Source organism: Arthrobacter sp. JDC6, assembly GCF_056484025.1.
This window is the reverse complement of sequence record NZ_CM151278.1, coordinates 60,445-87,200: the sequence shown is the minus strand read 5'-3', so window position 1 is coordinate 87,200 and position 26,756 is coordinate 60,445. Positions and strand designations below refer to the sequence as shown.

Sequence of the window (26,756 nt, the reverse complement as noted above, 5' to 3'; positions counted from 1 at the left end):
ATCACCTGCCGGCACTGCTGCCGACGGCGGCGCGTTTGTTGCGCCGCCGGGCCAGGTTGAGCAGGCCATCACGCAGCGGCTGGCCGCGTTCGGTGAGCGCGACGCGGCCCAGCGCCGAGGACGCCAGGCTCACCGCGCGGGTCCGGAACCTCCGCTGCCGGTCGTAGGCGCGCAGTGCCTGGTCTTCGGGCAGCGTGTTAAGCAGGTCTGCAAGTGTCACCGCGTCAACCAGCGACTCGCAGGCGCCGCGGCCAAGTGTGGGCATCATGGCATGGGCCGCATCACCGATGAGCGCAATCCTGCCACTGACGTAGGAGCCCAGGCGCGGAACCGTCCACAGGCGCTGGACCAGGCATTCCTCCGGCGTGGCTGCAGCAAGGGCGCGCCGGATGGCAGGTGCGTGGCCCGCATAGCGCTCCCTGGCCTGTTCCAGCGCTGACGGAACGTCGATCCCGTAGGGGCCAAGTCCGGACCGGTAACTGGCGTACCAGAAGGACCCGCCCCGGGCGGCGGCCATGCCGAACAGGTCCCCGCGGCCCCAGTACTCGCCCACCTCGTCCGGGGCAACTGGAGTAGGCAGGGTCCCGCGGAGGGCGAGGTAGGGCGTCAGACGTGCGTCCGCGCCGGGACCCCAGGCCGTGCTGCGGACAACGCTGTGGACGCCATCGGCGCCAACCACCAGTCCCCCGTCCGCGGGCAGCCCCCGTATCTGGCTGGTGGCCCGGCGGACGCTCCCCGGGACGGCCGTGTCCAGGAGCCGCAGCAGGTCGGTCCGGGAAATGCCGAACATTTCCCCGGCATCGACCGTAACCCAGGGCTCCCCCTGGGCGTTACGTACCGACCCGCTCCCGAGCACCGGGCTCACCGCCCGCGCCTGGTCCAGTATCCCCAGCCGGGCCAGGGCGCGTTGGGCGTTGGGCCACATCCCGAGAGCGTTGCCGACGGCGGGCAGTTCCGGACGCTTCTCGTACACCGTCACGTGGAAGCGGTTGGGGTCCAACGCCGCCGCGAGGGCAAGCCCGGAGATGCCGCCGCCCACGATGGTGATCGTCTCCATACGGAGGATTCTACTACTTTTGTAGTGAATTGAAAGGAGTCCCACTAGACTGTGGCCATGCGCGACAGACGTACCCAGCTCCTTGATGCCGCGCTGTCCGTGGTGGCAAGCAAGGGGCTGAAAGGCCTCACGCACCGGGCCGTGGATGCCGCCGCCGACGTGTCCGAAGGCACGACGTCAAACTATTACCGCAACCGGTCAGCACTGGTGGAAGGCGTCCTGGACCGTTTGCTGCAGCTGGACGCAGAGCTCCTGCAGCACGTTGGCCCGGCCGGTCCCCCACGGGACGTCGACCAGCTGGCCGGGCAACTGGCCGCGATGGTTCTCGCGCTGGCCCGGCAGCATGCCGGCCTCACCAGGGCCCGGCTGGCCCTGTCCCTGGACCATCCGGAGGCGGTGACCGGCGGGCACCACCTGCTGGTGGGCGGGCTGGAACAGGCTCTTGCAGCCCTGGGGGTGGCTGACGCAGCAGCACGCGCCCGGGATATCGCGGACTACGGCGACGGGGTGCTGTTGCACCTGCTTACCGTCAGGCGCGACGAGCAGCCTGACGCTGCCGCCATCGCGGCGGCCGTCCGGCGACTGGCAGGCCCCTGAACCCACCCCGGCCGACCGCCGTCGTCCTTCTCCCGCGGCTTTAGGCGCCGCCGGGCCAGCCCGTGTAGGCCTCGGCCAGGTAGGCCATGCCGTGGCGGGAGGAGACCACCGAGTTCAGCTCGCCTAGCTGGCGCGCGCGGGAGAAATCGTCCGCGTCGGCGGGGGTGTGCAGCATGGTGGTCATCCAGTACGAGAACTGCTGCGCCTTCCAGACACGCTCCAGGGCCCGGTCGCTGTAGGTTTCCAGCAGGCGGCCGGAACCGGAGTTGTAGTGGCTGTCCAGCCCCTCGAAGAGGACCTTGACGTCGTTGATGGCAAGGTTCAGGCCCTTGGCACCGGTGGGCGGCACGGTGTGCGCGGCGTCGCCGGCGAGGAAGAGGTTGCCGTGGCGCATGGGGGTGTGGACGAAGCTGCGGAACGGCAGCACCATCTTTTCCAGGACGGGCCCTTCCTTGAGCTCGAAGCCGTTGCCGTTGACACGGCTCCGGAATTCGGCCCAGATCCTCTCGTCGTCCCAGTCGGCCACGTTCTCCTTGGGGTCGCACTGGAAATACATCCGCTGGACTGTCTCCGTACGCTGGCTGATCAGGGCGAATCCGTTGGCCGAGTTGGCGTAGATCAGTTCATCGGAGCTGCGCGGGGCCTCGGCCAGGATGCCGAACCAGGCGAAGGGGTACTCGTGGAAGTACCACTTGCGGTGGGCATCCGGGATCTGGAACCGGCAGTGGCTGCGGGAGCCGTCGGCACCCACCAGGAAATCCGCCTGGATCTCGAACTCAACGCCTTCGGAGTCGGTAAACCGGACTTTCGGGCTGCCTTCCAGGTCGTGGACAGTGGTGTCGGTGACGCTGTAGCGGACGTCGCCGCCGTCGTCCTTCCTCCGCGCGGCGAGGTCCAGGAAGACGTCCGTCTGCGGGTACAGCCAGACGGACTCGCCCACGAGGTCCTTGAAGTCGATGCGGTGGCTCTCGCCGTTGAACCGCAGTTCGATGCCATCGTGCCGGTCGCCCTCGCGAAGCACACGGTCCGAGACACCGCTGTCCACCAGCAGGTTGACCGTCCCGTGCTCCAGGATGCCGGCGCGGACGGTGTGGGCAATCTCCTCGTGGCTGCGGACCTCGATGACCGTTGACTCGATGCCTGCCTTCGCCAGGAGGTGGGACAGCATCAGCCCTGCCGGGCCGCCTCCCATGATGGCCACCTGGGTGGTGATGGTTTTTCGTGCCATGACTGCGTCTCGCTTCGTTGCGGGTCCCGCCACGGGCGGCACCGGATCGGTTTGTCTGCCATCAGTGTGGGGGAAGCCGGGTGACGGGCCTTACAGAAATTCCGTTGAATGGTTCAGGCGTCCGCAAGTTGCCGGGCAATGCCCCGGGCGGCCGTTTGCAGTGCCGGAACCAGTGCCTGCAGGCGCATCTCCTGCAGGGGCACCACGACGCCCAGTGAGGCTACGGCCCGCTGCCGGCGGTCCAGCACGGGCACCGCGATCCCCCAGGTGCCCGCATCCACCACGCCTTTCAGTTGCGCAAAGCCCTGATGGGCGGTCTCTGCCAGCAGCGCCCGGACGTCGGCCGCAGCCAGCCTTCCTTCGGGATCGGTGAACTGGCCCAGGTACTCCTGCTGCATGGCCTTGTCCTGGTGGGCCATCAGCGCCAGTCCGGCGGACGAGATATGGATGGGCATCCTGCCCGCTACCTGCGCCCGGTTGGCCACCGAGCCCCGGCGGGACAGCCGTTCCACAAAGAGCGCCTCCCAGCCATCCAGCACCGCGAGGTTCACGTTTTGGTTCAGGACCTGCTGGATGTCCTCCATAAAGGGCATGGCTGCCTGCCGGAGCGCCAGCGCCGGCGAGGCACGGTTCACCAGTTCCCACAGCCTGAGTCCAGGCCGCACCATCCCGCCGGGAGCAGTCTCCAGCAGTCCGTGACCTGCCAGCTGGCCCACCAGCCGGTGGGTTGTGGTCAGCGGAAGGCCTGCCCGCCCGGCAAGGTCAGACAACTGGAGGGCATTGACATCCTGGGGAAACGCGGAGATCAGCCGCACGATCCGGTCCACCACGGAGTCGCCGGACGGGGAGTTGGCCAGCGTGAACACCTGCTTCCATTGAATGGGAAAAGTTGTCCCAGATTACACCCGATAGTGATACAAACCTCACTGGGGATGTGGGCAATGCTGCCCACCCACTACCGGCAAAGCAGACTGCCGCTCAAAACTCCTGGAAGATACACCGAGGTATTTCTATGTCATTTGCGCCATCCCAGCACCGTTCCAAGTGGCCAGTCTGGCTTTGCTGGCTGGCTATGGTTCTTGACGGTTTTGACCTGGTGGTTTTGGGCACCGTCATTCCCACACTGATCAAGACCCATGAGCTTGGCTTCGACGCGGTGGGCGCCACCTTGGCCGCCACAATCTCACTGGTGGGCGTTGGCGCCGGTGCCCTGTTCATCGCCCCGCTGTCCGACCGCCTTGGCCGGCGCCGCCTCCTGGTGGCCTGCGTCCTGTGGTTTTCGATCTTCACCATCGCCGTGGTGTTCGCACCCAACGTGGCGGTGTTCTGCGCCTTCCGGCTTCTTGCCGGGCTGGGACTGGGCGCCTGCCTCCCGGCCGCCCTGGCCTACATGAACGACTACGCTCCGGCAGGTAACGCCGGAAAGTCGACTACCCGGACCATGACCGGCTACCACGCCGGCGCTGTGGCCACGGCCTTCCTTGCCCTGCTGCTGATCCCGGACTGGCGGATGATGTTCATCGTGGGCGGGCTGGCAGGCTTCGCCCTGGCACCCTTCCTGTGGTTCAAGCTCCCCGAAACCCTTCCCCCGGCGGCGGCAGGAACAGAACCTGCCGCAGCCCGCACGGGCTTCCGGGACCTGGCACGGAAGCCTTACCCCTTGGTGGCGCTGGCCATCGCGGCCGCGTCCTTCATGGGGTTGCTCCTGGTCTACGGCCTGAACACCTGGCTTCCGCAGCTGATGGCCGGCGCCGGGTACACCGTCAGCACCGGCCTGGTTCTCCTGCTGGTCCTCAACGTAGGGGCCGTGGTGGGCCTGGTGATCGCAGGGATCCTGGCCGACAAACACGGCACCAAGCGTGTGGTGCTGCTGTGGTTCGGACTCTCCGCGGTTTTCCTGGCTGTCCTGAGCGTCAAGATCCAGAATGAACTGCTGCTCAACGCGGCAGTCTTTGTCACCGGCGTGTTCGTCTTCAGCGCACAGGTCCTGGTTTACGCATGGGTCAGCCAGCTGTTCCCGGCAACCCTCCGTGCTACGGCCCTCGGCTTCGCCGCCGGGGTGGGCCGGCTCGGCGCGATCATGGGCCCCGCCGTCACCGGCACGCTGGTCGCTGCCAACATCGCCTACCCCTGGGGCTTCTACGTCTTTGCGGCCGCTGCCGCGATTGCCGTGGTGGCGCTGGTGACGGTGCCGCACACCATCGCTGCGGTCCGGGAAGAAGCGGTCCGGGAAGCATCAGCCGCGGAACGTCCGTAACGGGTCACCACCCGTCCCTGCCCCTGGTGTTGCAGGGGCGGGCACAAGGCGGTCAGGCCGCCGTCGTCCTTTGCCTGATCCGGCGCCATGCGCCGGGCGCCAGCACCACGGCAATGCCGACGGCGGCGCCGATCACGGTCTCGATGATGCGGTCGCGCAGCAGGATGGAGGGTGACGCCGGGACCACCAGCAGTGTTGAGACCAGCGCGAGGGGTGTCACGAAAACCTGGGCCAGAAGGTACTGGCGGATGATGAACATCTCGGCCCCGAACTGGCACAGCGCCATCACCAGCACGGTTTGCCACGGCTGCAGGCCCACCAGCAGCACGGCCGCGAGGACCAGCAGGCCCAGGACCGTGCCGATGATCCTTTGTATGCCGCGGCGCACCCGGTGCCTGGTGGTGTGGCCCACCAGCGGCACCACGGCAGCAACCATGGCCCAGTAGTTGTGCCCGAACCCCAGGCGCTCCCCCGCCCACGTGGCCAGCGTGCCGGCAAGGCCTGCGGCCACCAGGTAGCCGAGCCCTTCAACCCAGGCCGCGCGCTTCTCCGCGGGAGTGCGGCGGATGCGGGGCGGCCTGGCCCAGGGAGTCCTGTGGCTGGGAAGTATGCGGGACGAGAAGCCGACCAGCAGGGCGAACACCGTGGTCAGGACGGCCACCAGCATGCCTTGCCAGAGCGGCGGCTGGTTGGGAATGGATGCGATGGCGGCGAAGGCGAAGATATGGAAGAGCGAGCCGCCGGGGCGCAGCCTGAGCCAGGAAATGGCAACCGAACAGGCGCCGGCCACCAGCGTGGTGGCCAGGACCAGCAGCCACGTGTGGGTGGGGGCGTCCAGGCCCCAAGCGGGACCCATGCGCGCCGCCAGCGCTGCCAGGAGCATGACGAGCAGCATCAGCAGACCGGCGCGCAGCTGCAGGATAAACCGGACGGCGTGGGGTTCGCCGCGGCCGTAGATTCCGGTGAAGGCGCCGAAGGACGCGAAAATTGCCAGGTCCAGCCTGCCGAGCAGCACCAGCGTGCTCAGCGGAACGAAGACGCCCACGGCGCACCTGAACGCGGGGTGGTGGTCCTTGTTGCCGGGGGCAATGCTGAACATTTCAGCAAACAACTTCACGGGCAGCGCCTTCCTGGGGTGGATTCTGACGGGCGGCCGCGCTGACGTTCCTGATAAATCCTACGGTGCGGGACCCGGAAGGCCCCCGGCGCGTTCCCATGAATGGAATCGGGAGGCAATGCGGTGGAAACAGCACCGCACCATGCTTGTGTCATGAAGCGCCCTGCCCACAACACACCCGCTGCCGAACTGCGCTGCGAGGTCTGCGGCCTGATGCCTGAGCCGCCCAAGGCGCGGCTGACCTTGGCGAACGTCGCCGTGATGCTGCCCATCGAGCTGCTGGTCCACGCCCTGGTGGTGGAGACCCACCTTCCCTATGTGGCCAAGGTCCTGGTGCTGACCCTGACGGCCACAGTCCTGGTGATCTGGGTGGCCGAGCCCTCGGCTGCCCGGATCCTGCTGCGCTGGCTGCACGCCCCGGCCCTCCGGCACCGGCGGCAACTGGCGTCGGCGCCGTCCCTGTGGCGGGCGCGGACGCTTCTCCAGGACCGGCCCGGTTCGCTGCAGCGGATCACGGCGGCGCTGGCCCGGCTGGACACCAACATCCTGAGCATCCACGTCCACCCGGTACCGGCTGGGGTCCTGGATGAGTTTGTCCTCTCGGTGCCCGGGGACGTGGGCGAACGGGAACTGCTGGCGGCACTTCACGACGGCGGCGGCAGCAGTCCGCACGCCTGGCCCACCACCGCCCTGGCCATGGCTGACGGGCAAACCCGGGCGCTCAGCCTGGCAGCGAGGATCGCTGCCGCCCCGGACGAACTCCCCCTGGCGGTGGCCGAGCTGCTGCACGCACGGATTGTGCCGCCGTCGGACGCCGGCTTCAAAGCGTCCGACGACGGGACGCACCTTAAGATCCCCACGGCCTGGCATGGCCCCATCACCTTCTCCCGGCCGGATGAGCCGTTTACGCCGGCTGAGTCCGCGCGGGCCCACCGGCTGGCGGAACTGGCCGAGATCCTGTCCCACCGGCCGGACGGATCCCCCACGGCGCGTTGAGCTTTCCGCGCTGCTGCCGCCCGGCCTTACCCGTGCGCGGCAGTCACAATCCGTCAGCAGGGCCCCTGCAGCGCCCGGCCGGCAGAAACCCTTGACAGTGGCCGGAGTCACTTCTACGTTTGATTTTGGGATCCCGAATTGGGATCCCAAAAGTGCATTTCCCGCTCAACGCTCCGGATCGTCCAGCGGCCCCCTGCCGGCAGGCGCAACAACCCTGCCCGGCACGTACGTACAACGCACCATTCGCATCCTCCCCATCCGTAAACTTCCCCGTGAAGGAGAAGCTGTGTCCATCCCAAACACTGAAACAACGGCCACGTCCGACGAGGCCACCCCCGGCACTACCGAAACGCGCGGAAAGGACGGAACGCAACGGCGCACCTCCGTCCGCTGGCGGCTGTTCCTGCTGCTCCTGGTCCTGGTGTCCGTCAACTACATCGACCGCGGCTCCATCTCGGTGGCCCTGCCCATCATCCAAAAGGAGTTCGACCTCGCCCCGGAACTGGTGGGCCTGCTGCTCTCCGCCTTCTTCTGGACCTACGCCCTGATGCAGATCCCTGTGGGCCTGCTCATCGACAAGTTCGGTCCCCGCAAGGTGATGACCGCCTCCTGCGTGGGCTGGGGCGCGGCAACGGCCGCATCCGGCATGGCCGGCGGCTTCCTGAGCATGTTTATCGCCCGCCTCGGCATCGGCGTGACCGAAGCAGGTGTCATGCCCGCCGGCGGCAAGCTCAACGCCATCTGGATGCACAAGTCGGAGCGCGGCCGCGGTGCCACCATCCTGGACGCCGGCGCCCCGCTGGGTGCAGGCCTTGGCGGCATCCTCATCGCCGGCCTCATCGCAGCGACGGGCAGTTGGCGCAGTTCGTTCGTCATCGCCGGCGCCGCAACAGTCCTGATGGGCCTGGCCGTCTGGTGGTACGTCCGCGATAACCCGCGGCAGCACCGCGGTGTCAATGCCGCCGAAGCCGAGTACATCGAAGCGTCGCACGCTGCCGAGGATGCCGAAGCTGAGCTCGACGGCAGCCAGGGCAAACGCGCACTGCTCCCCTACCTCAAGTTCCGCTCCTTCTGGGCGATGTGCTTCGGCTGGCTCGGCTTCAATGGAGTGTTCTATGGCCTGCTGACCTGGGGCCCGCTCTATCTCGCCCAGGCCAAGGGCTTCGACTTGAAGACCATCGGCTGGTCCACCTTTGTCATCTTCGGTGCCGGCTTCGTCGGTGAAATCCTGGGCGGCACCATTGCGGACAAGTGGCGTGCGTCCGGCGCGTCAGCCAACCGGGTGATGCGCACCCTCCTGGGCATCTCGAGTGTCGTGGTGATCGGCGGCCTGGTGGGCGTCACCGTGGTCCCTGACCCCACCACCGCTGTGGTCCTGCTGTCCCTCGTCATGTTCTTCCTGCGCTGGGTGGGCCTGTTCTGGAGCATCCCCTCCATCCTGGGCGGCCGCACCAACGCAGGCGTCCTGGGCGGTGCCATGAACTTCAGCGGCAACATCTCCGGCTTCGTCACGCCGATCGCCGTCGGCCTGATCGTCGGAGCCACAGGTTCCTACACCTGGGCGCTGCTGTACTTCGTGGGTTCCGCGGTGATCATGGGCGCCTCAGTCCTGACGCTGAACTACAACAAGCGGCTTCCTGTCTAAGCTGACCCTCGCAGGGAAACTTGCAACCAACGCCCCCGCAGCCGGGAGCAGTGCCGTACAAAATCCGAATGGAGCATCATGCTGACCGCAGAAGAGACCCAGGACAAGGACCGCCCCCTCCGCGAGACTGTCCGGGACACCCTCCGCACCAGGATTTTCGAAGGACACTACGCTCCCGGCACGCGGCTGGTGGAACGCGACCTGGCAGCCGAATTCTCCGTCTCCCGGCTGCCGGTCCGCGAGGCCCTGCGCATGCTTCGCCAGGAAGGCCTGATCAGCGACCGGGGCGCCCGCGGGGCTGAGGTGAGCAGCCTCAGCCCCAAGGACGTGGAGGACCTCTTCGATGTCCGGCAGTCCCTGGAAGTTCTGGCCTGCCGGCTCGCCGCCAAACGGGCCACCAAGGAGGACCTCGCCCATTTGAAGGGGCTGCTGGACGATGCGGAAACCTTCCTGGCCAAGGGCTCAGTGATGGAGGCGCACCGCTCCAACAGCGAATTCCACGACGCCATCACCCGCATCGCGGACAACAACTTCCTCAAGTCCGCCCTGGAACCCCTCCAGGGCCGCATGCACTGGCTGTTCCGGCATGTCAGCGACCTGCCCGAACTCATCCGCGAACACCGCGACCTGTACACCGCCATTGCCAGCGGCGATCCGGACAAGGCAGCCGCCCAGTCCGCATCACACATTGGAAAGTACCGGGACCAGTTTCCCGAGGACTTCCAGAAGACCGAACCAGAATTCCACCGGAAGAGAAAATGAAACTCCTGGTCATCAACCCCAACATCAGCGCCGATGTCACCGCGCTGATTGAATCAGAGGCGCTCCGTTCCGCCTCCGCCGGCACCGAACTGCTGGTCAGGACTGCCGGGCACGGCGTGGAGTACATCGAGACCCGCTTCGAAGCCCTCATCGCCGCGGGTGCCGTGGCAGAGATCATTGCCGAACACACCCGTCCCGGCGCAGACCCGGTGGACGCCGTGGTGGTGGCTGCCTTCGGGGACCCGGGAATGCCGGCCCTCAAGGAACTGGCCGAGGTGCCCGTCATCGGGATCACCGAGGCCGCCCTGTGCGCAGCAGCACTGCAGGGCCACCGGTTCTCCATCATCGCCATCTCGGACCGGATCAAGCCCTGGTACCGCGAGTGCGTGGAGCAGTTCGGACTTGCCGGACGGCTGGCCTCCATCCGTTCCATCAATGACTCCCTGACCAGCATCGCCTCCGTCCAGCAGGACTTCAGGGAAACCCTGCTGGCACTCAGCCGGCAGGCCGTGGCGGAGGACGGCGCCGACGTCGTGATCCTTGCCGGCGCCCCGCTGGCCGGCCTGGCCCGCGACCTCACGGGGCAGATTCCCGTCCCTGTGGTGGATGGCATCTCCGCAGGCATCCGCATGGCCGAGGCCGTTGCCGCGCTGCAATCCGGGCCGCACCGCGCCGGAGCCTTCGCCCCGCCGCCGGCCAAGGACCGCAAGGGCCTGTCGCCAAATCTGGACGCGGCCCTTGCCGCCCGCCAGGAGCACGCCGGCACCCCCCAGCCCGCCGCCTAGCCAGAGCCCAACAACTTTAGGAGGACACCGATGTCCCACCAGCCACAACTCGTCATTGCCAACGCCACCGTGGTGAACAGCCACGGCCGCCGGGAGGCGCACGTCGTGGTCCACGACGGCCGCATTGCCCGGCTCGTCGACGCCGCCGGGCCCGTCCCCGCGGCGGACCGCACCATCGATGCGGCGGGCAAACTCGTGATCCCCGGCGGCGTGGACGGACACTGCCACGTGGCCCAGGTCACGGGGCGATTCCGCACCCTGGACGACTACCGGACCACCTCCACGGCAGCGCTGTGGGGCGGAACCACCACCATCATCGATTTCGGAATTCCCCGCGACGCCCAGGAAACCCCGCTCGCCGCCGCCCTGCACAAGAAGGAACTCGCCACGGAGTCCCGCTGCGACGTTGCCCTTCACGGCGCCGTGGTCACCTGGGACGAAACCGTCCCGTGGCAGCTTGAGCAGCTCGCAGCGGAAGGCGTCCGGTCGGTGAAGATGTACACCACCAACCGGGGCACCACCATGGCCGACGGCGACACCATCCTGAAGGTCATGCGGGAAATGGTCCGGCTGGACGGGTTGACGTACATCCACGCCGAACACGATCCCATCATCGCCGACTGCACCGCCCAGCACGCTGAGGACGGGCGGATCGGCATCGAACACCTGCACCGGACCCGGCCGGAACTGGCCGAGGAGATCTCGGTCAAGGAAACCCTGGCCATGGCCGAATACACCGGCGCCCCGGTGTACTTCGTCCACCAGTCCACGCCCGGGGCAGTGGACCTGGTGAGCGAAGCCCGCTCCCGGGGACTGGAGGCCTACTCCGAGACCTGCCCGCATTACGTCACGCTGGACGATTCCGTCTACGGATCCACCTTCCCCGAGTGGTTCGCCTGCTGCCCGCCCATGCGCAGCCCGGAAACCGTGGCCGCCCTCAAGGAGCGGCTGGTGTCCGGAGCCATCCACACCATGTCCTCCGACCACTCCTGCTACGACCTGTCCCAGAAGCGCGAGCGCACCGACGACGTGCGCGCCATGCCGCACGGACTGCCCGGCGTGGAGACGCGGATGCCGGTGACGTTCACCGCGATGACCTCCGCCGGGGCAACCGTGGAGCAGTTCGTGGAGGCTTTCGCTGCCGCGCCGGCACGGATCAACGCCGTGCCCGGCAAAGGCTGCATCGCCGAGGGGTTCGACGCCGACCTGGTGGTTTTCGACCCCGCAGAGGAACGCACCGTAAACGGCGCGGCCCTGCACATGGGAACGGACTTCTCGCCTTTTGACGGGAGGGCACTCACGGGCTGGCCCGCCGTCGTTGTTTCCAAGGGACGCGTGGTCCTGGACGCGGACGGCTTCCATGACCCGGGCGCCGTGGGCCGCTTCATCAACCGCACCGGCTTCCGGCAGCACCAGTCTGCTGCCCCCGAAGCTTCCCGACTCGCCGCCGCCCTCTAGGAGCCCCCATGCCTGCAAGCACACGCCCCCGCCGGATCGGCATGATCGTGCCGTCCTCCAACACCTGCCTGGAACCGCAGACCTACCGCATCCTGGGCGGCCGCACCGACGTCACGGTGCACTTCACCCGGATCCCAGTCACCCGCATCGCGCTCGATGACTCCTCCGACCGCCAGTTCGATCCCACAGTCATGCAGGAGGCAGCAGCGCTGCTGGCGACGGCGGACGTGGACGTGATTGCCTGGAACGGCACGTCAGGCTCGTGGCTGGGCCCGGCGCACGACCAGGAGTTGGCGGCCGGGATCAGCGGCGCCACGGGCATCCCCGCCACCACCTCCACGCTTGCCTACCTGGAAGCCTTCCGGACCTTCGGCACGGAGCGGATCGGCCTGTTCACCCCCTACACCGCGGACGTGAACCACCGGGTCATCGCCTGCTACGAGCGCGAAGGCATCAAGACCGTGGACCACCGGGCGCTGGGTTTGAGCGACAACGAGTCCTTTGCCCGGGTCACCGACGACGAGATGCGCCCGGGTTCCCTGGAACTGGCTGCCGCGGCACCGGACGCACTGGTGTACCTGTGCACCAACCTCTACGGGGCCAACATCACCGCCGAAATCGAGGACAGCACCGGAGTGCCGGTGTTGGACTCCGTTGCCGTCACCCTCTGGCACGCTCTGAAACTGGCAGGCGCGCCGTTGCTGGAACCACGCTGGGGACGGCTGCTGGGCTAAACCGCCCTACATCCGCAAGGTCAGGGCGCCGGGCTCCATGGTCATGAGCACGTGCTTGCTCTCGCCTTCGTGGTCCCCGTCCAACTGGTAGTCGTCCTTGTGTTCCAGCGTGATCTCAACGGTCTTGCCCTGGAAGTACTCCACGGCGGTGTCCTTGCCGCGGCCCTTGCCGATCATTCCCGCCACCACGGAGAGCCACCCCAGCTTTCCGTGGTGGGGAGCCAGGATGGCGATGTCCAGCAGGCCGTCGTCCACCTTGGCATCAGGGAAGATTTCAAGACCGCCCTGGACCTTGCCGCAGTTGCCCACCATCACGCTGCGGACGCCCCGGTGCACCACGGGCTTGCCGTCGATCACCACGGTAGCCTTGACCGGTTTGCCGGGCAGGTTCCGGATGCCGGCGTCCACGTAGGCCAGCCAGCCCACCTTGTCCTTCAGGTCCTCGTTGGTGTCCGCCATGATGGTGGCGTCATAGCCCAGGCCGGCCATGACCAGGAAGAGCTGGTCCTTGTCCGGGTCGCTGCGCCGGGCCCGGACCACGTCGATCTTCCGCTCCGTGCCGATGAGGGCCCCGGCCATGGCGCCGTCGTAGTCGGTGACGTCCATGCCCAGGTTGCGCGCCAGCAGGTTGCCCGTCCCCAGCGGCAGCAGGCCCATGGGGGTGTCGCTGCCGGCCAGGACCTCGGCAACGCACCTCACGGTGCCGTCGCCGCCGGCCGCGATCACGATGTCCGCACCCTGGGCCAGCGCTTCCTTCGCCTGGCCGACGCCCGGATCCTCCTTGGTGGTTTCCAGCCAAATGGCTTCCCCCCACCCGTTTTCCACGCAGTGCTTGGCCACCAGGCCGCGCACGTCGATATCCACCGGCTTGGCAGGATTGACGATGATGGCGGCACGTTTGGGCGAAGTGGAGCTGTTGTCAGTCATGGCGTCCTCTGATGGCGGATGGAAAGCAAGCTTCTGAGAGAAGGGTAACCCGCCCGGTGCGCCGTTCCGCGCCTACAGGGCCTTGACCGCGCCCAGCACCTGGGCCAGGGAGTCCTTGGCGTCGCCGAACAGCAGCGATGTCTGGGGTTCATACAGCAGGTCGTTCTCGATGCCGGCGAATCCCGGGCGCATGGACCGCTTGAGGAACACCACCTGCCGCGCCTCCGCCACTTCAAGGATGGGCATGCCGTAGATCGGTGAGCCGGACGAAGTCTTGGCGGCGGGGTTCACCACGTCGTTGGCGCCCACCACCAGGGCCACGTCCGTCGTCTTGAACTGCGGGTTGATCTCGCCCATCTCCTTGAGCGACTCGTACGGGACGTTGGCCTCGGCCAGGAGCACGTTCATGTGTCCGGGCATCCGGCCGGCCACGGGATGGATGGCAAAATCCACTTCGATGCCTCGGGCCTCCAGGGCCAGGGCCAGCTCGGCGGCCGTATGTTGGCCCTGCGCCACGGCCAGGCCGTAGCCGGGGACGATGATCACCCGCTGGGCGTACCCCAAAAGGACCGCCACGTCCTCGGCCGAGGACGAACGGACCGGACGCTCGCTCACGGCGGTGGACCCCGCCGTCGAACCTCCCCTGAAAGCCCCGAACAGGATGCCCGCCACGCTCCGGCCCATGGCGGCGGCCATGGCCCGGGTGAGGATGGTGCCCGAAGCCCCCACCAAGGTCCCGGCCACCACCAGCAGGACGTTGCCCAGCACCAGGCCGGACGCCGCGACGGCCAGGCCGGTGAAGGCGTTCAGCAGCGAGATGACGATTGGCACGTCGGCGCCGCCTACTGGCAGCACCAGCAGGACGCCGGCGGCAAGGCCCAGCAGCAACAGCAGGACCGCAAGGGGCAGCGAGGCGGTGAGCACCACGGCCACGCCGGCGGCCACTGCGGCGAGCAGGACCACGGCCATCACCACCGGGAGGCCCGGGAACACCACGGGCCGGGTGGTCATCAGTTCCTGCAGCTTGGCGAAGGTGACGCCGGAACCGGCGAAGGAAACGGCACCCACCAGGAGCGTGAACACGATGGCCACGCGAACCCAGGGATTGCCGGCATGGCCCAGTTCCAGGAGGGCCACCAAGGCAGCCGCGCCGCCGCCCACGCCGTTGAACAGCGCCACCAGCTGGGGCATCTGCGTCATCTTCACGCGCCGGGCCACGGGTGCCGCCACCACGCTGCCCACCGCGATGGCGGCCAGGATCCAGGGGATGTTCTCCAGCCGGGCGGACAGGAACACCGTGACGACGGCGATCAGCGCACCGAGTGCGCCCACCAGGTTTCCGCGGCGCGCGGTCCGCGGGGAACTGAGCCCGCGCAGGGCCAGGATGAAGCAGACCGCCGCGACGAGGTAGAGCAGGGAGGTCCCGATGGGGTCGAGGAGGCTCATTTGCTGCCCGTTTCAGGCTGCACGGCACCTTTTGGGGCTGCGTCCTTCCTGGCATGGAACATGTGCAGCATCCGGTCCGTCACCACGAACCCGCCCACCAGGTTGGCGGTGGCAAGGACAACGGCGAGCAGCGCCACCGCCAGGACCCATGGGTCTGCTGCCTGGCCGGCCACAATGATGGCACCGACAAGGATGATGCCGTGGATGGCGTTGGCACCGGACATCAGCGGCGTGTGCAGGGTGCTGGAGACCTTGGACACCACTTCGAAGCCGACGAACACCGCCAGTACCGTAATGGTCAGCAGGGCTGTTCCGTCCATCAGAGCGTTCCTTCCTGCCGGGCCGCGGCCGTGGCCGGCTCTGCGGCAGCACGTGCGCGGGCGGCCAGCAGCTCCGCCGTGGGCTGGTGCCGCACCACGCCGTCGTGGGTGAGGCAGGCACCGGCCACCACTTCGTCGTCGAAATCCAGGGTGAGCCCGCCGGCACCGGCGTCATCCGGGCGCACCAGCAGGGCCAGCAGGTTGGCCACGTTCTTGGCGTAAAGACGGGAGGCGTCCGACGCCATCGCCGAGGCCGGGTCCTTCAGGCCCACCAGGGTGACGTGCCCCATTCCATCGGCGGTGGGGATGGGGATGTCCTGGCCCGGTACCGAACCCTCCACGTTGCCGCCGGACTCCGCGGCGAGATCAATCACCACCGACCCGGGCCGCATGCCCTGCACCATCCCGCGCGTCACCAGGAGGGGTGCGGGGCGCCCGGGGACTGCCGCCGTCGTAATCAGCACGTCCGACTGAGCCACGTGCGGCGCCAGCAGCTGCCGCTGCCGTGTGCCGGCATCGGAGCTCAGCTGCCGGGCGTAGCCGCCGGCCGCCTCCGCCGTCTCCAGGTCCAGCCGGATGAAGGTGCCGCCCATGGAGGCAACCTCGTCCGCGGAAGCCGGACGGATGTCGTTGGCGAAAACCCGGGCGCCCAGGCGCTTGGCCGTGCCGATGGCCTGCAGCCCCGCCACCCCGGCTCCGAGGACCAGGACCCTGGCGGGCGGAATGGTTCCCGCGGCCGTCATGTAGAGCGGGAAGAAGCGGGGCAGCCGGATGGCAGCCTCCAGCACGCAGCGGTAGCCGGCCACCAGCGCCTGCGAGCTGAGGGCGTCCATGGACTGGGCACGGGAAATGCGGGGCACCAGTTCAAGGGCGAAGGAGGTCACCCCGTTGTCCGCGAGCGCCTGCACTGCCGGCAGCTCGGACGACGGCGACGCGAGCCCCACGGTGACGGCTCCCCTTTTCAGGGACGCGGCGGTGTGCGGGTCAAGGGGGCGGACATGCGCCAGGATGTCGAGGGCCGTGGTGTTGAGTTCCGGGACGACGGCGGCGCCGGCGTTTTGGTATGCCTGGTCAGCGTGCCCGGCGCCGTCCCCCGCCCCGGTCTCCACCAGGACCTCCAGCCCCATCCCGGCCAGCTGCCTGACGGTATCCGGCGTGGCGGCCACACGACGCTCGCCCTCCCGGCGTTCCCGCGGTATGCCCAGTTTCACCCGCCGACCCCTCCTCCTGACAAGCGATGCAGCGGCTCTGCTGCACGCAGTTGGCTAGAGTCTATGGCCCGTTCAGCTGCGGCGGGAGTGGTGCGCTGTGCTTGTGTGGAAACAGTTACATGGCAAGCGGCCTTGAGCGCGGTCCACCGCGGGAGGGAGGGTCAGCCGCGGGTGGTTGGGCCAGGGCCGCCGTAATCGAGTGCGATCCGCCGCGCGGTCTCCATCAACGGGGGAAGGACTGACGCTTCAATGTCCTGGGCGGCCGCCCGATGCGTCTGCAGTGAAACATTCGCCGCAGCCACCACCTCGTTCCCCCGCCGCACCGGCACGGCCACGCCGCGCAGGCCTTCCTCGAGCTCCTGGGAAACCATGGACCAGCCCCTTTTACGCGCCAGCTCCACTTCGGAACGCAGGTCGTCAATGCTGCTGATGGAGCGGTCGGTGTAGCGGTGCAGCTGGACCGTGCGGAGATACTCCTCGAGCTGCGCCGGGGGCATTCCGGCGAGGAGCACCCGGCCCATTGACGTCGCCCAGGCCGGAAACCGGGTCCCCACGGTAATGGAGACGCTCAACAGCCGCGGCGACGGCACGCAGGCAACGTAAACCACGTCGCCGCCGTCGAGGATGCACAAGGCCGTGGTCTCGTTCAGGTCCTCCGCCAGTTCCTTGAGGTGCGGCTGGGCCACCCCGGGCAGCGTAAGGCCGGCCAGGTAGGCCCGACCGATGTCCAGGGAACGGGCGGTCAGTTCAAAGGCCTGGCCCTCGGCGCGGAGGTAGCCAAGATCTGCCAGGGTCAGGAGGAACCGGCGCGCGGAGGCGCGGGTCATGTCGGTCCGGGCAGCAACCTGGGAAACAGTGAGCCGTGGCTGGTCGGGGGAAAAGGCGAGCAGCACGTCGAAGGCCTTCTCAACCGACTTCACAAAGTAGGCTGGCTGCTCCTCCATGAACGTTGCGGTTCCTCTCCCGACGGTCGGCGCCCCGGCATAGGGTCCGCCGGGCTTCAGCGCCTGTCCGATCATATCGGCCCGGTGGGCACTGGAGTGCGGGGGGCGGCCCGCTGGTCAGGAGGCGGCCCGGATGCGTTCCAGCGTTTCCTTGAGCAGCCTCCCGGACTGCCCGTCGAGCCCCAGGAGCGGCACCATGGCCACCGCCTGTTCCCGCAGGTGCTCCCAGCCATCGATGCACCGGACTCCCAGGCCACGCGCCCGGGCCACGCTTGCAGTGGTGTGGCGGGCATACACGAAGTCATAGAGGACGGCGTCAGGGGCGAGTGGGCCGTCGCCCCATGCCGGACCGTCAGACATGCTTTTGCCGATGGGAGTGGCATTCACGATCAGGGAGGCATCGGCGGACAGCTCCTGCCCCTGCTGCCAGGAGACCGTCCGGGCGTCCATGCCGCGTTCCCGGGCAAGATCCAGCAATTCCGCCGCGGCGTGCGGGTCGCGGTCAGTGATGGAAACGGTCCCCAGATGCCCCTCCAGGGCGATCATCGCGGCCCTTGCCGCTCCACCGGCGCCCAGGAGGAGGGCGTGCCGTTGGTACTGGCCGCCCAGCAGCGCGGTCACGGCGGATATATCGGTGTTGTGCCCCACCAGCCGTGTGCCCTTTCGAACCAGGAGGTTGCAGGCACCGCTCAACAGGACCGGGTCTGTTGCCTCGTCCGCTGTTTCCGCCGCCCAGTGCTTGTGCGGCATGGTCACGTTGGCCGCCACGATGCCGGGCGCCAGGAGCCGCCTGCGGACCTCGTCGAGGTCGCCGCCGGCCGGCACATCCCAGGCATCGTAGGTCCATCCAAGGCCGAGTTCCTGGAAAACAGGATTCCAGAGGTGCGGGGACATGGCCTTGGAAGCTGCTGATCCGATCAGGACTAAGCGGGAGGGTTCCATCGTGAAGCACCTTTCCGTCGGCGTTGTGATTGGCGTCACCGACTAGTATCCTCTTTCTAGGCGCATTACGCACATATGTTCGCAATGCGTACAAGTAGAACAGATCCCCCGCCTTCAGCGTGGAAGGAAAACCCGGACATGACCGACATCGCAGCAGGAGCCCAGGCCAAGCCGACGCCTGAGGCACAACGCCGGCTAAAGCGCGCCAAGAAGGCAGCGCTGGCCGCATTCCTCGGCGGCGCCCTGGAGTACTACGACTTCTTCATCTACGCCACTGCCGCTTCCCTCGTCTTCTCGAAGATCTTCTTCCCGGCGGGCGACCCCACGGTTGCCTTGCTGGCCTCCTTCGCCACGTTCGGCGTGGCATACGTGGCCCGGCCCTTCGGCGCCGTGGTGTTCGGCCACCTTGGTGACAAGATCGGCCGGAAGAATACGCTCGTGCTCACCCTGGTGCTCATGGGCAGCGCAACGTTCCTCATCGGCGCCCTGCCGGACTTCAACACCGCCGGCTACTGGGCACCCGCGCTGCTGGTCCTGCTCCGCCTGATGCAGGGCCTCTCCGCCGGCGCCGAGACGGCCGGCGCCTCCGCCCTCTCCACGGAAGAGGCTCCCGAGGGCCGGCGCGGCTTCTTCGCCAGCTTTGCCATGAGCGGCATTTCCGCGGGCATCGTCATGGCATCCCTGGCCTTCCTGCCCGTGGCTGCCATGAGCGAGGCCGACCGCCTCGCCTGGGGCTGGCGGATCCCGTTCTGGCTCTCCCTGATCGTGCTCATCGTCGCCTACCTGGTCCGCCGGTCACTGGCCGAACCTGAGGTCTTCGAGGAAAAGCAGGAGCACGGTGAACTGGTGAAGCTTCCGTTCGCCAAGATGTTCCAGACCCACCCGGCGCAGTTCTTCCAGGTGGCGCTCATGTCCTTCGAAACGGTCACCAACACGTTCATGCAGTCATTCGGCCTGGCCTACGCCGTGTCCGTCGGCGTTCCCGCTTCCACCATGCTGTGGGTCAGCATCGTGGGCAACATCCTTGCCGTCTTCACCCAGCCCCTGACCGCGCGCCTGTCGGACACGTTCGGCCGCCGGCCCATCTTCATCATCGGCGTCCTGGGCTCCGGCATCATGATCTTCGTGTATTTCTCGGTGATCGCCACCGGCAACATCCCCATGATCTTCCTGACCAGCACGCTGATCACCGCCGGCACCTATGCCATGTCCAACGCGATCTACCCGGCCTGGTTCTCCGAGCTCTTCAACGTCAAGGTCCGCTACTCCGGCATGGCCATCGGGCTCCAGATCGGCATCCTGTGCGCCGGTTTCACCCCGCTGCTCGGCACCGCCCTGGTGGGCGCCGACAAGGCGAACTGGGGACCGGCAGCCTGGATCGTGGCGGGCTCGTCGATCCTCGCCGTGGCCGGCGCCTGGTGGGCGCGCGAGACCGCCAAGACGCCGCTGCGGGAGCTGGGCAACCCCGTCCGGTAGGGGCATTCACAGCCCCATAACGAACAGAAGAGGACGACGGCGGGAAGCACCCGCCGTCGTCCTCTTGCTTAACCTGGCGGCGCGGCGAGGCCCTGGTTGAGTGCGCAGGAACAGTCCCGGCGCACTCAGGCCAGGAGTGGACGCACGGCTGGGGTGGTATTGCTAACCGCGGGCGGTCAGGTCCGCGGAGATGAGTTTCGCGGTGGCCATGATCTCCTGCGCCACCGAGGCCAGGTAGGCTTCCCGGTCCGGTTTGGCCTCCACGGACTGGGCCTGCAGGGAGACGTTCACCGCGGCCACCACCTTGGGTCCGTCGTACACAGGAGCGGCAACGGACATCAGGCCCAGCTCCAGTTCCTGGTCCAGCAGGCACCAGCCCTGTGCACGGACCGTTTCCAGGACGGCCAACAGTTCCTGGACGGACCCGAGGGCGCGGGGGGTCAGGGGCTTGATGTCGGCCGCGGCGAGATAGGCCTTGAGGTCCGACGCCGGCAGGTGGGCCAGCAGGACCCGGCCCATGGAGGTGGCGTAGGCGGGGAACCGGGTGCCCACGGTGATCCCGATGGTCATGATGCGGCGCGTGGTGACGCGGGCAATGTAGGCGATGTCGGTGCCGTCCAGCACGGCGGCCGACGTCGATTCGCCGAGTTTGAGGGACAGTTCCTCCAGGTGCGGCTGGGCCAGTTGGGGCAGCGACAGCCCGGAGAGGTAGGCGTAGCCCAGCTGGAGGACTTTGGCCGTCAGCGCGAAGGTCTTGCCGTCGGTGCGCACGTACCCCAGCTCCACCAGGGTATGCAGGAACCGGCGTGCCGTGGCACGGGTCAGGCCCGTGCGGCCCGCCACCTCGGTGAGCGTCATGACCGGCCGGTCGGCGTCGAAGGCGCGGATCACCGCCAGCCCGCGGGCCAGCGACTGGACGTACTGGTCGCCGGCCTGCGGGGTTGGCTGGATATCGGTACCTGCGGCGTCGGTCATGGTAACCAATCCTAGGGCCGTCCTTAGCCGGCCGAGGCGGCCTTGAGCGGGACGGGGATGAGTTCCTGGAGTTCCTCGAGGGTGCAGCCAAAAGTCTCGCGGACGGTGACACCGTTGGGACCGGTGAGGAAGACGGCCTTGTCCGTGTAGACGCGGGTGACGCAGTTGACGCCGGTGACCGGGTAGGTGCAGGCCTCGACGATCTTGGAGGCGCCGTCGCGGGTCAGGAGGGTCATCATGACGAAGACGTCCTTGGCGCCGGTGGCCAGGTCCATGGCACCTCCGACGGCGGGAATCGCCCCGGGTGCGCCGGTGTGCCAGTTGGCCAGGTCACCGGTGGCCGAGACCTGGAAGGCGCCCAGTACGCAGATGTCCAGGTGCCCGCCGCGCATGATGGCGAAGGAGTCGGCGTGGTGGAAGTAGGAAGCGCCCGGGAGTTCGGTCACGGGAATCTTGCCGGCATTGATCAGGTCCTCATCGATCTCGTCGCCCTTGGCTTCGGGGCCCATGCCCAGCATGCCGTTCTCGGTGTGGAGGGTGATGTTCTGGTCCTCGGTGAGGTAGTTGGACACCAGGGTGGGCTGGCCGATCCCGAGGTTCACGAACGAGCCCGGGGCGATGTCGCGGGCCACGAGCCGGGCGAGGTCATCCCGGCCCAGGGGCGTGGCGGAGGTCTGGAGTGATGTTGCAGTGGTCAAGGTCAGGCCACCTTTCCGCTGGTGCCGGTTGCGCTGCGGTCTGAGGCCGGGACGCGGACAACCGTGTTGACGTAAATGCCGGGGGTGACCACGTTTTCCGGGTCCAGCGCCCCCGTGGGCACGATCTCGGAGACCTGCACGATGCTCTGCTTCGCGGCGGCAGCCATGATGGGGCCGAAGTTCCGGGCCGTCTTGCGGTAGACCAGGTTGCCCTTGCCGTCCGCCTTCAGTGCCTTGATCAGGGCGACGTCGGCGTGGATGGGGGTTTCAAAGACCTGGCCGCGGCCGTCAATGATCCGCGTTTCCTTGCCCTCGGCCAGCATGGTGCCGTATCCGGTGGGGGTGAAGAACCCGCCGATGCCTGCCCCGGCGGCACGGATCCGTTCGGCCAGGTTGCCCTGCGGCACCAGTTCCAGCTCGATCTCGCCGGCCTTGTACTTGGCGTCGAAGTGCCAGGAATCGGACTGCCGCGGGAAGGAGCAGATCATCTTCCGCACCCGGCCTTCCTTGATGAGCAGGGCCAGGCCCTGGTCGCCCTGCCCGGCGTTGTTGTTCACCACGGTCAGGTCCGTGGCGCCGCAGTCCAGCAGCGCGTCGATCAGTTCGAACGGCTGGCCGGCGTTGCCGAATCCGCCGATCATCACGGTGGAGCCGTCCTTGATGCCGGCCACGGCCTCCTGGACGGTGTCAACAAAAGTCAGCATTACTGGTCCTTTCCAGCGGTGACGTTCTCGAGTACCACGGCCAGGCCCTGGCCCACGCCGATGCAGATGGCCGCGACGCCCCAGCGTTCGCCGGAGGCCTGCAGGGACCGGGCCAGGGTGCCCAGGATCCGGGTGCCGGAGGCACCCAGCGGATGGCCCATCGCGATGGCCCCGCCATGCCGGTTCACGATCGAGGGATCGATGCCCCAGGCGTTGATGCAGGCCAGGGACTGCGCGGCGAACGCTTCGTTAAGTTCGACGGCGCCCACCTGGTCCCAGCCGATGCCCGCCTTCGCGAGGGCCTTGTTCGCCGCCTCCACCGGTGCGTACCCGAAGTACTGCGGATCATTCGCGTGCGCGCCGCGGCCGGCGATCCGGGCCAGCGGATCCAGCCCCAGCAGCCCGGCGGCCGCCTCGGATCCGATCCACGCCGCGGAGGCGCCGTCGGACAGCGGGGATGCGTTCCCGGCGGTCACCGTGCCGTTCTCGGTCCGGAACACGGTCTTCAGCCCGGCCAGCTTCTCCGCCGACGATCCGGCACGGATGCCTTCGTCGCGGACCAGGTCCGTCCCGGGCACCGGGGCGACCAGGTTGTCGTAGAACCCTTCATCCCAGGCGGCGGCGGAGAGGTTGTGGGAGGCCGCGGCGAACTCGTCCTGCGCCTCGCGGGTCACGTTGTACTTCTCGCGCAGCCGCTCGGTGGCCTCGCCCAGGGAGATGGTCCAATCCTTGGGCATGGCCTTGTTCACCAGCCGCCAGCCCAGGGTGGTGGAGGCCAGGGTCATGTCCCCGGCCGGGTAGGGCTTCTCCGTCTTGGGCAGCACCCACGGGGCACGGGACATCGACTCGGCCCCGCCCACCAGCACCAGGTCGGCGTCGCCGGCGTTGACCTGCCGCGACGCGATGATCGCCGCGTCCAGGGACGAGCCGCAGAGCCGGTTGACCGTGGTGCCCGGGATGGACACCGGCAGCCCGGCCAGAAGGGTTCCCATCCGCGCGATGTTGCGGTTTTCCTCGCCCGCGCCGTTGGCGTTGCCGAACACCACCTCATCGATCCGCTCGGGATCAAGCCCGGGTGCCCGCTTCACGGACTCGCTGATAACGTGCGCGGCAAGGTCATCCGGCCGGACGCCGGCGAGGCCGGAACCGAACTTGCCAAAGGGGGTGCGCACGGCGTCGTACACAAATGCCTGGTTCATGGGGTTTTATCCGTTCCGGTGTTGTCCATGTCGTGGAACACCTGCTGTGCTGTCTTGAAGGCGGTGTTGGCGGAGGGGACGCCGCAGTAGATGGCGGTCTGGAGCAGGATCTCCTTGATCTCGTCCCTGCTCAGGCCGTTCCGGAGGGCGGCGCGGATATGCATGGCCAGCTCTTCCCAGTGCCCGTGCGCCACCATGGCAGTGATGGTGACGGCGGAGCGCATCTGGCGCGGGAGCCCCGGGCGGGTCCAGATACCACCCCAGGCGATCCGGGTGATCATGTCCTGGAAGTCCTCGGTGAACTCATCCTTGTTGGCGTTGGCCCGGTCCACGTGCGCGTCCCCCAGGACTTCGCGCCGGACCACCATGCCGCCGTCGTAAATCTCCTGGCTGGTGGCGCCGGGCTGGACCACGCCGTGCCGCTCATTTCCGCTCACTTGGCTGCTCCTTGGGATTCGGTCCAGCTGATCAGGCTGCGCATGAGATCGGCAACATGCGCGGGAGCCTCGGCCGGTGCCAGGTGCGCCACGCCTTCCAGCGTGACGGCAGTGGCGGTGCCGCCCCCGGCGGTGATGCCGGCTGCCACCTCGTCAGCCATGGCCGGCGTGGCCACGCCGTCCACCGCGCCGGCGATGACCTGGGTGGGGACGCGGATGCTGCCCAGCTGGCTGCGGACGTCGAAGGAGGCCAGGGCCTCGCAGCAGAAGGCGTAGCTGAAACGGTCGGCGTCGCGCAGGGCGTGCAGGAGCCGGCTGCTGAACTCGGGTTCCCGGTCCATGTAGCCCGGCGCGAACCAGCGCTGCGCCGAGCCCTGGATCATCACGGGTGTGCCCTGGGTGCGGACCGTTTCGGCCCGTTCCAGCCAGCCCTCCGGGGTGCCGATCTTCGCCCCGCTGTTCTGGATGGAGAGGCTCTTGAGCCGCTCGCCGTGCTTGATGCCCAGCTGCAGGCCCACGGCGCCGCCCAGTGAAACGCCGGCGTAGTGGAATGTTTCACCGGGGGCGATGGAATCCACCAGGTCCACCACGGCGTCCGCGAGGGCTGCGACGTCGAAGGTTTCGGTGGCTGCCGGAGAGACGCCGTGGCCGGGCAGGTCCCAGGCGACCACGTCGTAGTCATTGCCGAGCAGGGTGGCCACCCTGTTCCACAGGATGGAGGAGGTGCCCAGGGATGGGCCCGCCACCAGCAGGGGGTGGTCGCCAAGGGGTCGCTGGGGGGACAGCAGCGCTGCCTTCAGGGTTGGCTTAGCCACGGGAAGCTCCGTTCGCGTCGGTGGTCTGGGAATCAAAGTCGGGGAACGCCGCCAGGATGCGGCGGGAGATCTGGGCCGCCTGGCCCAGGTAGCTGCCGGGGTCCAGGAGCTCCTCCAGCCGCTGGTCGGGAACGACGGCGGCAGGGACGGCCTCGCGGAGCAGCTTCCGGTAGGTGGCGGCCTGGTCGGAAGGCGGTGCTTGAAGGGTCTGGTCCACCACGTCCTGCAGCTGCTGCTTGCCGGTGCGGCCGTCCTTCCCGTCCAGGAGGGGCGCCACGGCCGCGCTGACGCCTTCTGCCAGCAGCAGCGGCCCGGACAGGTCCAGGTTGCGGCGCATGGCATCGGGGAACACCTGGAGTCCTTCGGCGAGCTCACGGATATGTCCGGCAGCGCCGAGCGTGAGCGCCAGGAGCTGGCGGAGTGCCGGCCATTCGATGTGCCAGGCGCCGTCCGGGCGTTCGTCGTTGAAGGTGGCGGCGGCCAGGTGCAGCTGGGCAGCCAGGCCGGGCGCCTGCAGTGCGGCGCTGCGGACCAGGACGGACAGGACCGGGTTCTGCTTTTGCGGCATGGCAGAGGAAACCCCGCGCCCGGGAGCGCGTGGCTCGGCAAGCTCGGCCACCTCGGGCCTGCTCAGGAACAGGACGTCCGCGGCGATCTTTCCGAACGCATCCAAAACCGCAGCCAGCCCATGCCCAAGGGACGTGATGGCCAGCCGGTTGGTGTGCCAGGGAGCCGCCGCGGGGGCCAGGCCCAGCTGGGCGGCCAGGGCATCGGCCAGGGTAAACGGGGTGGCAGTGGATCCGTCGGTCAGCACGGTTCCGGCGGCGAGCGTTCCCGCAGCCCCGCCGAACTGGACCGGGAACTCCAGGCCTTGCAGCTGCCGGCCCGCGGCGGCCACGCCCTGGAACCACTGCGCGGCCCGGAGCCCGAAGGTATAGGGAAGCGAATGCTGCGTCAGGCTCCGGCCCACGCACAGTGTCTGCGCATGTTGCCCCGCCAGGGCGGCCAGCGCCGCGGCGGTGCCTTTGAGGTCGGCCAGCACGGCGTGGACGGTGTTGCGGGCCACCAGCATGAGGGCGGTGTCCAGCACGTCCTGGCTGGTCAGGGAGGTATGCACGGCCTTCCCGGCACCGATCCCGGCGCTGTCCAGCGCGGCCACCTTCTTCCGGAGGTCCGCCAGCAGCGGAATGACCGGGTTGCCGCCGCCCTGGGCACGCAGCGCGATGTCGGCGAGGTCGTATCGCCCTGCCTCGGCAGCGGAAGCCACGACGGCGGCAGAACCGGCAGGTGCCAGGCCGGCCCGTTGCAGCACGGCTGCCCAGCCCGATTCGACGGCGAGGATCGCCGCCAGCACTGCCCGGTCCCCCGTCAGCGCCGCCACCAACGGTGACGCTGATACGGGACTGAGCAGGCCGGCGTCGGCCTCTTCCGCGAAGGCGCGCAGATCTCCCGGGGCGGCGTTGGTCACTGGAAGTCCAGGAAGACCGTCTCGCCCTCACCCTGGAGGCGGATGTCCCAGGTGAGGCCGCCGTCAGGGTCGCGGCGGGCGATGAGCGTCTTGCGGCGCTCCGGATCCAGCGAGCTGAGCAGGGGGTCGTTGGCCAGCGCCTCGGCGTCCTCAGGCAGGTAGATGCGGGTGAACAGCCGGTTGGTCAGGCCGCGGGCAAAGAGCGCCACGGAGATGAACGGCGCCGCGCCCGGTTTGGTGGGGCCGGGGTTGACCGTGGTGAACGTGAAAACGCCGGAGTTGCCCACGGCGCCGCGGCCCCACCCGGTGAAGGTGTAGCCGTCGCGGACCAGGGAGCCGGTGCGCTGGACAACCCTGCCGTCGGCGTCCGGCTGCCAGATTTCCAGGATGGCGTCCGGGATCGTGTGGCCGGCGCCGTCGTAGACGGTGCCCTGCAGGCGGATGGAGCCCGGGAAGCCGGGAGGCAGCAGCTCGTTGTCCTTCTCGAACGGAAGCGCATAGCCATAGAAGGGGCCAACGGTCTGGCCCGGGGTGGGAACAAGTTTGGTGCTCATTTTC

The 26,756-nt window shown here is 68.2% G+C and carries 27 protein-coding genes; 9 read left to right on the top strand and 18 right to left on the bottom strand.

Going from position 1 to position 26,756, the window contains the following annotated elements; translation table 11 throughout:
* Position 1: 1 nt before the first annotated feature.
* Entirely contained in the window at positions 2-1,057 is a 1,056-nt protein-coding gene (locus tag ACV095_RS00430) for an FAD-dependent monooxygenase (protein WP_018769774.1), read from the bottom strand.
* A 57-nt stretch (positions 1,058-1,114) separates the two neighbouring features.
* Here ACV095_RS00430 and ACV095_RS00425 point away from each other — a divergent pair, with 57 nt between their 5' ends.
* Positions 1,115-1,654: a TetR/AcrR family transcriptional regulator gene (locus tag ACV095_RS00425; protein WP_478222668.1), complete on the top strand. Its 540-nt coding sequence runs from the start codon at positions 1,115-1,117 to the stop codon at positions 1,652-1,654.
* A gap of 40 nt (positions 1,655-1,694) precedes the next feature.
* On the opposite strand, the gene ACV095_RS00420 is transcribed toward ACV095_RS00425, so the two are convergent.
* The gene (locus ACV095_RS00420) at positions 1,695-2,882 is read right to left on the bottom strand and encodes a 4-hydroxybenzoate 3-monooxygenase (protein WP_478222667.1); all 1,188 of its coding nucleotides are present in this window, start codon (positions 2,880-2,882) and stop codon (positions 1,695-1,697) included.
* Positions 2,883-2,995: 113 nt separating this feature from the next.
* On the bottom strand, positions 2,996-3,739 hold the full coding sequence (locus tag ACV095_RS00415; protein ID WP_026265847.1) for an IclR family transcriptional regulator: 744 nt from the start codon (positions 3,737-3,739) through the stop codon (positions 2,996-2,998).
* 215 nt (positions 3,740-3,954) lie between these two features.
* On the opposite strand from ACV095_RS00415, the gene ACV095_RS00410 reads away from it, so the two are divergent.
* Positions 3,955-5,139 (top strand): MFS transporter, encoded by a 1,185-nt coding sequence (locus ACV095_RS00410; protein WP_478222666.1) that lies wholly within the window; start codon positions 3,955-3,957, stop codon positions 5,137-5,139.
* A 52-nt stretch (positions 5,140-5,191) separates the two neighbouring features.
* Here the strand turns inward: ACV095_RS00410 and ACV095_RS00405 are convergent, their stop codons facing one another.
* Positions 5,192-6,256 (bottom strand): FUSC family protein, encoded by a 1,065-nt coding sequence (locus ACV095_RS00405; RefSeq protein WP_478222665.1) that lies wholly within the window; start codon positions 6,254-6,256, stop codon positions 5,192-5,194.
* A 153-nt stretch (positions 6,257-6,409) separates the two neighbouring features.
* Between ACV095_RS00405 and ACV095_RS00400 the strand changes: the two genes are divergently transcribed.
* The 6 genes from ACV095_RS00400 (at position 6,410) to ACV095_RS00375 (ending at position 12,636) form a co-directional block, all read left to right on the top strand.
* Positions 6,410-7,252, top strand: coding sequence for an ACT domain-containing protein (locus tag ACV095_RS00400; protein WP_478222664.1), 843 nt, complete (start codon positions 6,410-6,412; stop codon positions 7,250-7,252).
* Between the two features lie 286 nt (positions 7,253-7,538).
* Positions 7,539-8,897 carry an MFS transporter gene (locus ACV095_RS00395; protein ID WP_018769781.1) on the top strand — a complete coding sequence of 453 codons (1,359 nt, stop codon included), beginning with the start codon at positions 7,539-7,541 and terminating at the stop codon, positions 8,895-8,897.
* 78 nt (positions 8,898-8,975) lie between these two features.
* Complete coding sequence (locus tag ACV095_RS00390; RefSeq protein ID WP_018769782.1) at positions 8,976-9,659, top strand: GntR family transcriptional regulator; 684 nt, start codon at positions 8,976-8,978, stop codon at positions 9,657-9,659.
* Positions 9,656-10,444, top strand: coding sequence for an aspartate/glutamate racemase family protein (locus ACV095_RS00385; protein ID WP_056392439.1), 789 nt, complete (start codon positions 9,656-9,658; stop codon positions 10,442-10,444). Before ACV095_RS00390 ends, ACV095_RS00385 begins: the two co-directional genes overlap by 4 nt.
* A 30-nt stretch (positions 10,445-10,474) precedes the next feature.
* Positions 10,475-11,902 (top strand): amidohydrolase family protein, encoded by a 1,428-nt coding sequence (locus tag ACV095_RS00380; protein WP_478222663.1) that lies wholly within the window; start codon positions 10,475-10,477, stop codon positions 11,900-11,902.
* 8 nt (positions 11,903-11,910) lie between these two features.
* Positions 11,911-12,636, top strand: coding sequence for a maleate cis-trans isomerase family protein (locus tag ACV095_RS00375; protein WP_134164878.1), 726 nt, complete (start codon positions 11,911-11,913; stop codon positions 12,634-12,636).
* A gap of 6 nt (positions 12,637-12,642) precedes the next feature.
* Here ACV095_RS00375 and ACV095_RS00370 read toward each other — a convergent pair whose 3' ends face one another.
* The 6 genes from ACV095_RS00370 to ACV095_RS00345 all read right to left on the bottom strand — a co-directional run bounded on the left by ACV095_RS00370 (position 12,643) and on the right by ACV095_RS00345 (position 18,426).
* Positions 12,643-13,563: a diacylglycerol/lipid kinase family protein gene (locus tag ACV095_RS00370; RefSeq protein WP_056392433.1), complete on the bottom strand. Its 921-nt coding sequence runs from the start codon at positions 13,561-13,563 to the stop codon at positions 12,643-12,645.
* Between the two features lie 72 nt (positions 13,564-13,635).
* On the bottom strand, positions 13,636-15,009 hold the full coding sequence (locus ACV095_RS00365) for an NAD(P)(+) transhydrogenase (Re/Si-specific) subunit beta (protein ID WP_018769787.1): 1,374 nt from the start codon (positions 15,007-15,009) through the stop codon (positions 13,636-13,638).
* A complete protein-coding gene (locus ACV095_RS00360) occupies positions 15,006-15,329 on the bottom strand; it encodes an NAD(P) transhydrogenase subunit alpha part 2 (protein WP_223993130.1) in 324 nt (107 codons plus the stop codon). Before ACV095_RS00360 ends, ACV095_RS00365 begins: the two co-directional genes overlap by 4 nt.
* Positions 15,329-16,540, bottom strand: a complete 1,212-nt coding sequence (locus tag ACV095_RS00355) for a Re/Si-specific NAD(P)(+) transhydrogenase subunit alpha (protein ID WP_478222662.1) — start codon at positions 16,538-16,540, stop codon at positions 15,329-15,331. The genes ACV095_RS00360 and ACV095_RS00355 overlap by 1 nt, the downstream gene beginning before the upstream one ends.
* A 161-nt stretch (positions 16,541-16,701) precedes the next feature.
* Positions 16,702-17,484 carry an IclR family transcriptional regulator domain-containing protein gene (locus ACV095_RS00350; RefSeq protein ID WP_018769790.1) on the bottom strand — a complete coding sequence of 261 codons (783 nt, stop codon included), beginning with the start codon at positions 17,482-17,484 and terminating at the stop codon, positions 16,702-16,704.
* Positions 17,485-17,601: 117 nt separating this feature from the next.
* Positions 17,602-18,426: a shikimate dehydrogenase family protein gene (locus ACV095_RS00345; protein ID WP_478222661.1), complete on the bottom strand. Its 825-nt coding sequence runs from the start codon at positions 18,424-18,426 to the stop codon at positions 17,602-17,604.
* A 138-nt stretch (positions 18,427-18,564) separates the two neighbouring features.
* On the opposite strand from ACV095_RS00345, the gene ACV095_RS00340 reads away from it, so the two are divergent.
* A complete protein-coding gene (locus tag ACV095_RS00340; RefSeq protein ID WP_056392427.1) occupies positions 18,565-19,902 on the top strand; it encodes an MFS transporter in 1,338 nt (445 codons plus the stop codon).
* Positions 19,903-20,064: 162 nt separating this feature from the next.
* On the opposite strand, the gene ACV095_RS00335 is transcribed toward ACV095_RS00340, so the two are convergent.
* From ACV095_RS00335 to pcaG, 8 genes are read right to left on the bottom strand one after another with little or no spacing between them, the layout of a single operon-like run.
* Positions 20,065-20,877 (bottom strand): IclR family transcriptional regulator domain-containing protein, encoded by an 813-nt coding sequence (locus ACV095_RS00335; RefSeq protein WP_056392426.1) that lies wholly within the window; start codon positions 20,875-20,877, stop codon positions 20,065-20,067.
* A 23-nt stretch (positions 20,878-20,900) separates the two neighbouring features.
* Complete coding sequence (locus tag ACV095_RS00330; protein WP_056392424.1) at positions 20,901-21,575, bottom strand: 3-oxoacid CoA-transferase subunit B; 675 nt, start codon at positions 21,573-21,575, stop codon at positions 20,901-20,903.
* A 2-nt stretch (positions 21,576-21,577) separates the two neighbouring features.
* Positions 21,578-22,279 carry a 3-oxoacid CoA-transferase subunit A gene (locus ACV095_RS00325; RefSeq protein ID WP_018769796.1) on the bottom strand — a complete coding sequence of 234 codons (702 nt, stop codon included), beginning with the start codon at positions 22,277-22,279 and terminating at the stop codon, positions 21,578-21,580.
* On the bottom strand, positions 22,279-23,478 hold the full coding sequence (locus ACV095_RS00320) for a thiolase family protein (RefSeq protein WP_056392422.1): 1,200 nt from the start codon (positions 23,476-23,478) through the stop codon (positions 22,279-22,281). The genes ACV095_RS00325 and ACV095_RS00320 overlap by 1 nt, the downstream gene beginning before the upstream one ends.
* Entirely contained in the window at positions 23,475-23,915 is a 441-nt protein-coding gene (gene pcaC, locus ACV095_RS00315) for a 4-carboxymuconolactone decarboxylase (RefSeq protein ID WP_018769798.1), read from the bottom strand. The genes ACV095_RS00320 and pcaC overlap by 4 nt, the downstream gene beginning before the upstream one ends.
* Entirely contained in the window at positions 23,912-24,730 is an 819-nt protein-coding gene (locus ACV095_RS00310) for an alpha/beta fold hydrolase (RefSeq protein ID WP_478222660.1), read from the bottom strand. The genes pcaC and ACV095_RS00310 overlap by 4 nt, the downstream gene beginning before the upstream one ends.
* Positions 24,723-26,198 (bottom strand): lyase family protein, encoded by a 1,476-nt coding sequence (locus ACV095_RS00305; RefSeq protein WP_478222659.1) that lies wholly within the window; start codon positions 26,196-26,198, stop codon positions 24,723-24,725. Before ACV095_RS00305 ends, ACV095_RS00310 begins: the two co-directional genes overlap by 8 nt.
* The gene (gene pcaG, locus ACV095_RS00300; RefSeq protein ID WP_018769801.1) at positions 26,195-26,752 is read right to left on the bottom strand and encodes a protocatechuate 3,4-dioxygenase subunit alpha; all 558 of its coding nucleotides are present in this window, start codon (positions 26,750-26,752) and stop codon (positions 26,195-26,197) included. The genes ACV095_RS00305 and pcaG overlap by 4 nt, the downstream gene beginning before the upstream one ends.
* Positions 26,753-26,756 lie beyond the last annotated feature (4 nt).